The 8,884-nt window shown below is 69.8% G+C and carries 9 protein-coding genes and 1 riboswitch; of the genes, 8 read left to right on the top strand and 1 reads right to left on the bottom strand.

What is annotated here, in order from left to right; all coding sequences use genetic code 11:
- Nucleotides 1-77 precede the first annotated feature (77 nt).
- The 8 genes from moaA (at nt 78) to VM840_13715 (ending at nt 7,497) form a co-directional block, all read left to right on the top strand.
- Nucleotides 78-1,064 (top strand): GTP 3',8-cyclase MoaA, encoded by a 987-nt coding sequence (gene moaA / locus VM840_13680; GenBank protein HVL82634.1) that lies wholly within the window; start codon nt 78-80, stop codon nt 1,062-1,064.
- A 1-nt stretch (nt 1,065) separates the two neighbouring features.
- Complete coding sequence (locus tag VM840_13685) at nt 1,066-1,875, top strand: alpha/beta fold hydrolase (GenBank protein ID HVL82635.1); 810 nt, start codon at nt 1,066-1,068, stop codon at nt 1,873-1,875.
- 70 nt (nt 1,876-1,945) lie between these two features.
- Nucleotides 1,946-2,443 (top strand): SigE family RNA polymerase sigma factor, encoded by a 498-nt coding sequence (locus VM840_13690; GenBank protein ID HVL82636.1) that lies wholly within the window; start codon nt 1,946-1,948, stop codon nt 2,441-2,443.
- Nucleotides 2,433-4,037, top strand: a complete 1,605-nt coding sequence (locus VM840_13695; protein ID HVL82637.1) for a hypothetical protein — start codon at nt 2,433-2,435, stop codon at nt 4,035-4,037. Before VM840_13690 ends, VM840_13695 begins: the two co-directional genes overlap by 11 nt.
- A gap of 5 nt (nt 4,038-4,042) precedes the next feature.
- Nucleotides 4,043-4,144, top strand: a riboswitch (TPP riboswitch).
- Nucleotides 4,133-4,945, top strand: coding sequence for a thiazole synthase (locus VM840_13700; protein HVL82638.1), 813 nt, complete (start codon nt 4,133-4,135; stop codon nt 4,943-4,945). (Overlaps the previous riboswitch by 12 nt.)
- Entirely contained in the window at nt 4,942-6,138 is a 1,197-nt protein-coding gene (gene thiH / locus VM840_13705; protein ID HVL82639.1) for a 2-iminoacetate synthase ThiH, read from the top strand. The genes VM840_13700 and thiH overlap by 4 nt, the downstream gene beginning before the upstream one ends.
- A gap of 221 nt (nt 6,139-6,359) precedes the next feature.
- Complete coding sequence (locus VM840_13710; GenBank protein ID HVL82640.1) at nt 6,360-6,596, top strand: DUF6458 family protein; 237 nt, start codon at nt 6,360-6,362, stop codon at nt 6,594-6,596.
- A gap of 76 nt (nt 6,597-6,672) precedes the next feature.
- Nucleotides 6,673-7,497, top strand: coding sequence for a mechanosensitive ion channel family protein (locus tag VM840_13715; GenBank protein HVL82641.1), 825 nt, complete (start codon nt 6,673-6,675; stop codon nt 7,495-7,497).
- On the opposite strand, the gene VM840_13720 is transcribed toward VM840_13715, so the two are convergent.
- Complete coding sequence (locus VM840_13720; protein HVL82642.1) at nt 7,494-8,765, bottom strand: DUF2254 domain-containing protein; 1,272 nt, start codon at nt 8,763-8,765, stop codon at nt 7,494-7,496. The genes VM840_13715 and VM840_13720 overlap by 4 nt on opposite strands.
- Between the last annotated feature and the right edge of the window lie 119 nt (nt 8,766-8,884).

Raw genomic sequence — 8,884 nt, forward strand, 5'->3', positions numbered from 1 at the left:
GCCTCAGCCGCGGGAGCCGTCTGCGCGTGGAGACGCCCGGGGGCGGGGGATGGGGCGTCCCCGGATAGGATGACGTCATGCAGCCACTCGTCGACATGTTCGGGCGCACGGTCGGCGACGTACGGATCTCCGTGACCGACCGGTGCAATTTCCGCTGCACCTACTGCATGCCCGAGGACTACTCCGAGTGGCTCCCGAAGCCGGACATCCTCACGTTCGAGGAGATCGCCCGACTCGTGGGGGTGCTGCACGGCTTCGGCATCCACACCGTCCGGCTCACGGGAGGCGAGCCTCTGATGCGGCGCGAGCTGCACCGGCTCGTCGGGATGCTTCGTGGGATCGACCCAGACCTGGACCTCTCCCTGACCACGAACGGGTTCTTCCTGCGTGACCAGGCCGACGCCCTGGCCGCGGCTGGGTTGAGGCGGGTGAACGTCTCGCTCGACTCCCTGCGGCGCGACCGGTTCGCCGAGATGACGCGGCGCGACGCCCTGCCCGAGGTCCTCGAAGGCATCGAGGCGGCGGGGAAGGCGGGGCTCGACCCGATCAAGGTGAACGTCGTGGCGATCCGCGGCTGCAACGACGACGAGGTGGTCGACCTGGTCGACTGGGGCCGCGCAGGGGGGTACCAGGTGAGGTTCATCGAGTTCATGCCGCTCGACGGCGATCACGCCTGGCGCAAGGATGCGGTCTTCTCCAAGCGAGAGATCCTGGACGTGATCGGCGCCCGCCACCCGTTCCGCGCGGTTGGTGTCGACGAGCGGGAGCCGGCGCAGCGATACGCGTTCGAGGACGGACGCGGCGAGTTCGGCGTGATCGGATCCGTGACCGAGCCGTTCTGCTCCACGTGCGATCGGATACGCATCACCGCGGACGGGCAGCTGCGCACGTGTCTGTTCGCGCTTGACCCGTTCGACCTCCGCGGGCTGCTGCGTTCCGGCGCGAGCGACGATGAGCTCGCCGACTTCTTCCGTGCCGCGGTCTGGACGAAGGGCCCCGGGCACCAGATCGGCTCCCGGGGGTTCGTCCAGCCGGATCGTCCCATGGTCGCCATCGGAGGCTGACGTGCCGCACGCCGTCGCGACCGACGGAGCCCGCATCTACTACGAGGTGCACGGCGACGGGGAGCCGATCGTCCTCATCATGGGGCTCGGCTCCAACATCTACGGGTGGGCGCGTACGATCCCCTGGCTGGTCGACCAGGGACGATGGCAGGTCGTCGCGCTCGACAACCGCGGTGTCGGCCGGTCGGACGTCCCCGAGGGCGGATACACGATCGAGCAGATGGCCGACGACGTGGCGGCCGTCCTCGACGCGGCCGGCGTCGACAGCGCCCACGTCGTCGGTGCCTCGCTGGGCGGGATGGTGGCACAGAGGTTCGCGGTGCGCCATCGCGAGCGGGTCCGTTCGCTCGTGCTCCTCTGCACGAGCCCCGGCGGTCCGAACGCGGAGCGCGCCTCGGAGGAGGTCCTGTCCTCCCTGGTTTCCCGGGCCGACGACCCCGCCAACGCCTACCGGGCGAACGCCTGGTTCCTCTACTCCGAACGCACTCGCACGGAGCACCCGGACCGGATAGAGGAGGACATCGGGAACCGGCTCAAGATCCCGACCACCCCTCAGGGCTACCTGGGCCAGTTCATGGCGGCCGTGTCCCACGACGTCTGGGACGAGCTCCCCACCATCTCCGCGCCGACGCTCGTCGTCCACGGGTGCCACGACCTGCTGATACCGCCGGGGAACGGGAGACGGATCGCCGACCGCATCCCGGGTGCGACTTACGTGGAGGTGCAGGCGGGCCACATGATGCAGGCCGACGCGCTGGACGAGGTCCGGGAGGCGGTCGGGAGGTTCCTCGACCTCCAGCTCGCCCGGTAGGGGCAACCTTCCGGGGGGTGCGGCGCGTCCAATGTCCGACATGGTGTCGGAGGCGGAGCAAGCGCCCTCGTTGGGTTCGCAGGATCGCGATGCGGCCCTCGTGCGGCTCTTCAACGAGGAGTACGGAAGGGTGGTGCGCGTGGCTTTCCTCATCGTCCAGGACAGGCACGCCGCCGAGGAGCTGGCCCAGGAGGCCTTCGTCAGGGTGTGGCGGCGGTGGGGAGCCGTACGTGATCCAGAGGCAGCGGCGGCCTTCCTGCGGCGCACGGTGGTGAACCTCGCCCGCTCGAAGATCCGGCGCCTGGTCCTGGAGCGGCGGGTGGCGTCGGAGCAGCGGCGTTCCGGCGTGAGCGAACCCGATGCCGCTCCAAGACTGGACGCGTTGAGGGCACTGCGCGCGCTCCCGGTCCGTCAGAGGGCGTGCGTCGTGCTCCGCTACTACGAGGACATGACGGAGGCGGAGACGGCGGCCGCTCTCGGGATCTCGGTGGGGACGGTCAAGAGCCAGACGCACAAGGCGCTCAAGCGGCTGGCAACGCTGCTCGGAGGTGAACAGGATGACGCTTGACGAGCGGATCCGCGCGGAGCTGGAGCGGGGCGCGGAGCAGGCACGGATCTCTCCCGACGCGTGGGAGAGGATCTCCGCCCGCGCGGTCGCGCGCCCACGGACGCGGCGCCTCGTCGTCGCGGCCTCGGTCGTCGTCGTCGCCGTCCTGGGCTACGTCACCGCTGGGCTCGTCGGCAGCACCGTCGTCCAGGATGTCGTGGGGGAGCGGAGGATCGCTCCTCAGACCAGACCCACGCTCGGGTTCTGGCCCGTCCACACCGGTGATCCAGCGGCCCTCGAGATGCAGCGGCGCGTGGAGCGCGGCCAGGAGAGGTGGAGGAGTGACCCGGTAGAGGTCGCGCGAGCATTCGCGCGGGAGGTCCTGGAAGCGGACGAAGTCGAGGTGCTCGGGACGAACGACAGCCTGGACGAGGACCGGGACTGGCACTTCGCGCGCGTCGATCTGAGGCCGGTGGTCGCGGGGCAGAGGGGCGTCGTCCACGAGGTCGGCCTACAGACCCTGCCCGACGCCGGGGTTCCGGTCTGGTTCGTCTACGGGATGGACAACGGCCGGTACACGCTGGAGCTGCCACAGCCGTGGCACGCGTCGTTCACGTCCCCCCTCAAGGTGCGCGGCTTCACGGAAACCGCGATAGGGCTGCACGCGGAGCTCCGGGGACCCGACGGAGCGGTGCTCGGGCGCGGATCGGGAGGGTCCACAGGGGGACCGTTCGGCTTCGCGCTCGACCACGCGCTGCCGCGGGAGGAAGGCGTGGGGTACCTGCTCGTGTGGGAGCAGGGGGAGCCACGCCTCAACTGGACGGCGTTACCCATCTCGCTGGAGGACCGAGGCACCGCGCAGGCTCTGCGAGAGCTCGGACACGACCCGATCCTCGAGATGCAGGACACCTTCGTCCTGAGGGACTGGATGGCCGCGTTGGAGAACCTCAGGGGCTTGCACGAGAAGCGCGGCCCGGAGCAGCCCGTGTTCATCGGTCAGGCACGAGCCAAGCTGAGTGACCGGATGGCGTCGGAGCTGCGGACGGCCGGAGACCTGACCTCGTTGGATGCGCCCCCGATCGACCGCGTCGTGCAACTCGAGGTCTCCCGTGAGCCCGGCGCGTACCGGGTCCGCGCCCGGACCTACAGGGGCGAAGGTCAGGCCGCCACGTACAGCGACGACACCCTGACCTTCGTCCGGGAGCACGACCGGCTCGCGCTGGACCGGTGGGACCGCGGCCCGGCCGCCCCTCTGGAGGAAGCGATCGGGCTGGAGGTTCACTTCCGATACCCGCCTGCGGGTGGGGGCGCTCAGAGACCGGGGAGCTCCGAGACGCGCCGGGTGCCGGCATCGCACGACGCGGTCCGCCTCGCTGCTCTCGAGGTGCTCGCGGGCCCCAGGGTCAAGACGGGGTCGATGGTCCTGATGGGCGGCGAGGCGCGGCTGCGCGAGGTGCGACAGGAGAGGGGGCGGGTCTCTGTGTCCGTGACGACGCCGTGGGAGACGAGGCGGCCCCAGATAGAGGCGAGCCTGCGCGCGACGCTCCTGCGGCTCCCGGGGGTGCGGTCGCTCGAGGTCAGCTTCGTGGGGGAGGAGACTTCGCGCCCGCGATAGGATGGACGCGTAGGCGGGGGAGCCCCACGGGGGGCTGAGAGGCCGAGAGGCGACCCCTCGAACCTGATCCGGGTCATGCCGGCGAAGGGAGCCAGATGCGCACCGAGACCCACGTTGGGACCGACCCCCTCGTCGTCGCCGGCCGGACGTTCACGTCGCGGCTGATCGGCGGCACCGGGAAGTTCGCGTCCGGACCCGTGATGGCCGCGGCCCTCGAGGCGGCCGGGTGTGAACTCGTCACGGTCGCCCTGCGGCGCGTGGACCTCGACGCGCCCCAGGGACAAGACATCCTCGACCACCTGGACCGCGACCGCATGCTCGTCATGCCGAACACGTCGGGAGCCGAGACGGCCGAGGAGGCGGTCCGGCTGGCTCGTCTCGCCAGAGCGGCCGAGATCCGCGACGAGCATGGGCGGACCTGGATCAAGCTCGAGGTCACGCCGGATCCCCGGTGGCTGCTGCCCGACCCGGTCGAGACCCTCCGGGCCGCGGAGGTCCTCGTCGCGGAGGGTTTCGTCGTGCTCCCGTACATCGGGGCCGACCCGGTTCTCGCCCGCCGTCTCGAAGAGGTCGGGTGCGCGACCGTGATGCCTCTCGGGTCCTGGATCGGGTCGAACAAGGGACTGCGCTCCCGGGACGCGGTGGAGATCGTGGTGGACCAGGCGAACGTACCGGTCGTGGTGGACGCCGGGCTGGGTGCGCCCTCGCACGCGGCCGAGGCGATGGAGATCGGGTGCGACGCGGTGCTCGTGAACACGGCCATGGCCACCGCCCGGGACCCGGTGAGGATCGCGGATGCCTTCCGGCTGGCCGTCGACGCCGGCCGGCTCGGGTACCTGGCCGGGCTCCCGTCCGCCGGCGAGGCGAGGGCGTCCTCCCCGCTGACGGGCTTCCTGGGGGACGGGTGAGCGACCTCCTCCAGCTGCAGCGCAAGGCGGAACGGCAGCGCATCGTCGGCTACGAGCCCGACTTCGAGCTCGACCTGGACGAGATCGACCGCCTCGCCGCCTGGTCCGCGGACGGTGCGACCGGGGCGGACGTCGCCCGCGCGGTGGCCGCCTCTCGCCGGGACCTGCGCGACCTGGCGGCCCTGCTGTCCCCGGCGGGGACCGCGGTCCTAGAGATGGTGGCGCGGGCGGCTCACGAGCTCACGGTGAAGCGGTTCGGACGAACCATGCACATGTTCGCGCCCGCGTACCTCTCGAACGAGTGCGTGTCCGAGTGCACGTACTGCGGCTTCCAGGTGCACAACCGCGACATCGTCCGCAGGACGTTGGACGAGCGGCAGCTGCGGGGCGAGGTCCGCTACCTGTCGCACCTCGGCTTCCGTCACGTCCTGCTCGTCGCAGGCGAGCATCCGAAGCACGTGTCCGCCGACTACATCACGTCCTGCGTACAGACGGCGGCGGCGGAGGTGCCCACCGTCTCGCTGGAGGTGCAGGCGTGGGACGTCGCGACCTACCGTCGCTTCGTCGAGGCGGGCTGCGAAGGCCTCGTGCTCTACCAGGAGTGCTACGACCCCCGGCGGTACGGCGACTTCCACCTGAAGGGCAACAAGCGCTTCTACCCCTGGCGGATCGGCGCCGCCGATCGGGCGGCCGAGGCCGGGATGCGCAGGGTGGGTCTGGGCGCCCTCGTGGGGCTCAACCCGGACTGGAGATGGGAGGTGCTCGCCCTGGCCGCCCACGCTCGGTACCTCATGCGGCGGTGGTGGAGGACCGAGGTGACGGTGGCGCTCCCACGGCTCGAGCCGGCGGCTGGGTTCCAGACGCCGCCGCAAGTGATGACGGACGCGGAGTTCGCCCAGGCGACGAGCGCCCTGCGGCTCGTTCTGCCCGACGCGGGCATCGTGCTCTCGACGCGGGAGCCCGTCCGCCTGCGCGACGGTCTCGTCCGACTCGGGGTCACTCACCTGTCGGCCGGGTCCCGGACCGAGCCGGGGGGGTACGAGGAGCCCGGGGCGGCGGAGGAGCAGTTCTCGGTATCCGACCGCCGCTCCCCGGAAGAGGTCGCGGCCATGCTGCGGGCAGCGGGCTACGACCCGGTCTGGAAGGGGTCCAGCCCGGCCCTGCGCCGCGGCTCTCCGCCCGAACGGCTCTGACCTCGCGGTTTAGCTGGTCTCGAGGCCGGGGATACCACTCCCGGTGATGCAGTAGGGCTCGAGGAGCTGACCGGGAGGACGCGATGACCGAGTACAGGTATCGCCGCGAGGCGTCTGGTCCGCGTCGCTCCACGCCCCCTCCCCAGGTCGTGAGGGAGCGTGTGGTCGAGCGACGCGGGGACACGAGAGGAGGCCCTGCGTGGGGCCCCCGGTACGAGGAGGTGACCGACAGCATGGGTATCGGAGTGAGTGTCTTCTTGCTGGCCGTTGGTGCGATCCTGGCGTGGGGCGTGAACATCGCCACCGAGGGAGTGAACCTCAACACGATCGGGATCATCCTGATGATCGTCGGCGCTATCGGTCTTCTGTTCTCTCTCCTGTTCTGGAGCAGCTACGCTCCGTTCGGGGGCCGACGCGAGGTCGTTCGCGATCGCGAGATCGACCGCGGCGTCGTTTAGCACTGGCTGATCCAACACCACCATGGCCCGGGGACCGTCAGGTCCTCGGGCCAGTTCGGTTCTGGAGGTGGATGTCGTGCTGACGCCGCTCGCCCTACAGGAGGACATCGCGGAGGCCCTGCCTCAGGGCCTCACCGCGTGGGACTGGGCGACGGCGGGGGCCATCTTCCTCGCCGGTGTGATCCTGGCCAAGCTGGCTCACCGGCTCATCTCGCGGTGGATCGAGAAGGGACACGCCCAGCGCTCCGGACGGGTCGTGGGCCGGGTCGTCGCCTACGTCATCGCGTTGGGGGGGTTCATCTACGCGCTGGTCTCCCTGCGCGTCCAGATAGCACCCCTGCTAGGTGCCATCGGCCTCGGCGGGCTCGCGCTGGCCATAGCGATGCAGTCGACCCTCGAGAACTTCATCTCGGGCGTGTTCCTGGAGGCGAGACGCCCGTTCCGGCGGGGAGACCAGATAGCCACTAACGAGTTCGAGGGCACGGTGGAGGACGTCAACCTGCGAGCGACCCTCATAAAGACGTTCGACGGGGAGCGGGTCGTCATCCCCAACGGGACGGTCCTCAACAACCCGATCGTGAACTTCACGGCGCTGGGCGCCCTGCGGACCACCCTGACCGTGGGCGTCGCTTTCGACTCGGACCTCCCACAGGTGAAACGGGTGGTGCAGGAAGCGGTGCGCGGCGTGGAGGGTGTCCTCGAGGCGCCGCCCCCGATGGTCTTCGTCGACTCGTACGCCGACTCCAGCATCCAGCTGGCCGTCCACTTCTGGCATGCGCCTCAGCGGATGGTGAGGTGGCAGGTCCGCGATCGGGTGGCCATCGCTGTGAAGCAGGCGTTCGACCGCGAGAACATCACCATCCCGTTCCCGCAGATCAGGCTCGGGCCCGATCCCGGTTAGGTCTTCCCTATCTCGACGAACCGGCGGTCCCTCTCGTCGTCGAGCTCCCTGTGCGCGGCCCGTCGGATCAGCTTGAGCTGCTCCTCGAGGACGGGCGCCCGGTCGGGCGGTGCGACGTTGAGCAGGTCCTCGACCATCCCCGTCAGCCGGCGCAGGACCTGGATCGAGTTACGCGCATAGAGCCTGATCTCGTCTATCGCCAGCGCGACGTACTCCTCCCAGGTCGGGACGGGGATCACGAGCCGGAGCTTCCCTTCTTCGTCGCAGCACCGTCCGGTGGGGAAGGGCCGGCCGACCAGCCTGCGGAGGAGGTCGTGCATCTGGTCGAGCGCCTGGACCGCCGTCGTAGGGTCGTTGACACCGGGCGAGAGAGCCCGCTCGGCGATGTCCACGAGCTGCCGGAAGCCGAAGGCGGGGTCCTGTTGCATCGTCCTCTCCGGATGCAGGCCGATGGCCCCGCTCACATCTTCCAGGTCTATCCGGTCGTCGCCTCCGTAGACCTCGACGAGGTCTTCGCCCTCGCAGACGAAATCCCCCATGCCATGCCTCATCACGAGGCAGCAGTCGTGTTCCTGCGCGTGCTGGATCAGCCTGTCCATGCCGATCGAAGAGACCACCCCGGGGCGCGGGGCCTGCACCAGGTGCCGCCGCTCACCGGGTGGCTCCGTGCCGCTGGGGGCGCTGCTTCCCGGCTCGTCGACCGGGTAGAGCTTCTCGATGAGCTTCCGGGTCTCGGCGGCGACGCCTTCTATCAGTTTCACAACCCGGATCGATTGGGAGATGTTGTTGATGAAGTGGATGAAGAACGCGACGGACACGAGCACCAGGAACAGCGAAACCGTCACGGCGATCTCGGGGACGAACCCCTGCCCGCCCTCGTCCTCCGAGCGCACAGACCGCAGGACGACCAACGAGAAGGTGAAGGTCGAGACGAAGGCGGCCAGCGCGAACTTGCTCGTTCGGTCGCGAAGGAACTGGCGCAGGACCCGCGGCGAGAACTGGGTCGAGGCCAGCTGCAGGACCACGATGGTGATCGTGAAGACGACGGCGGTGAACTGCATCATCGCCGCCGCCACCGTCGACAGGACGTCCCGGGCTGCGTCGGGCCCTCCTCCGAAGACCAGCCCGGGGAGGCGGCTCGCGTCGACCCGGCGGTCTACCGAGGTGAGGACGTGCGCGAGCAGTATCGACGAGGCGACGCAGATGGCCGGGACGAACCACAGGGAGCCGCGGAGTATCTCCCGGACGTCAGACAGCCGTCGTCCCAAGAGCCCTCCAGGTCTGGGTCCGGCCGGGGTGGGAAGAAACTAGCATAGGGATGCTCTATACCCAGACATAGGGAGGATGATGGCGGAGCCCGGGTCCACCGGCCAGACGTTCGGACCGA

The sequence above is a fragment of the Actinomycetota bacterium genome (genome assembly GCA_035540895.1).
Taxonomy (GTDB): Bacteria; Actinomycetota; JAICYB01; order JAICYB01; family JAICYB01; genus DATLFR01.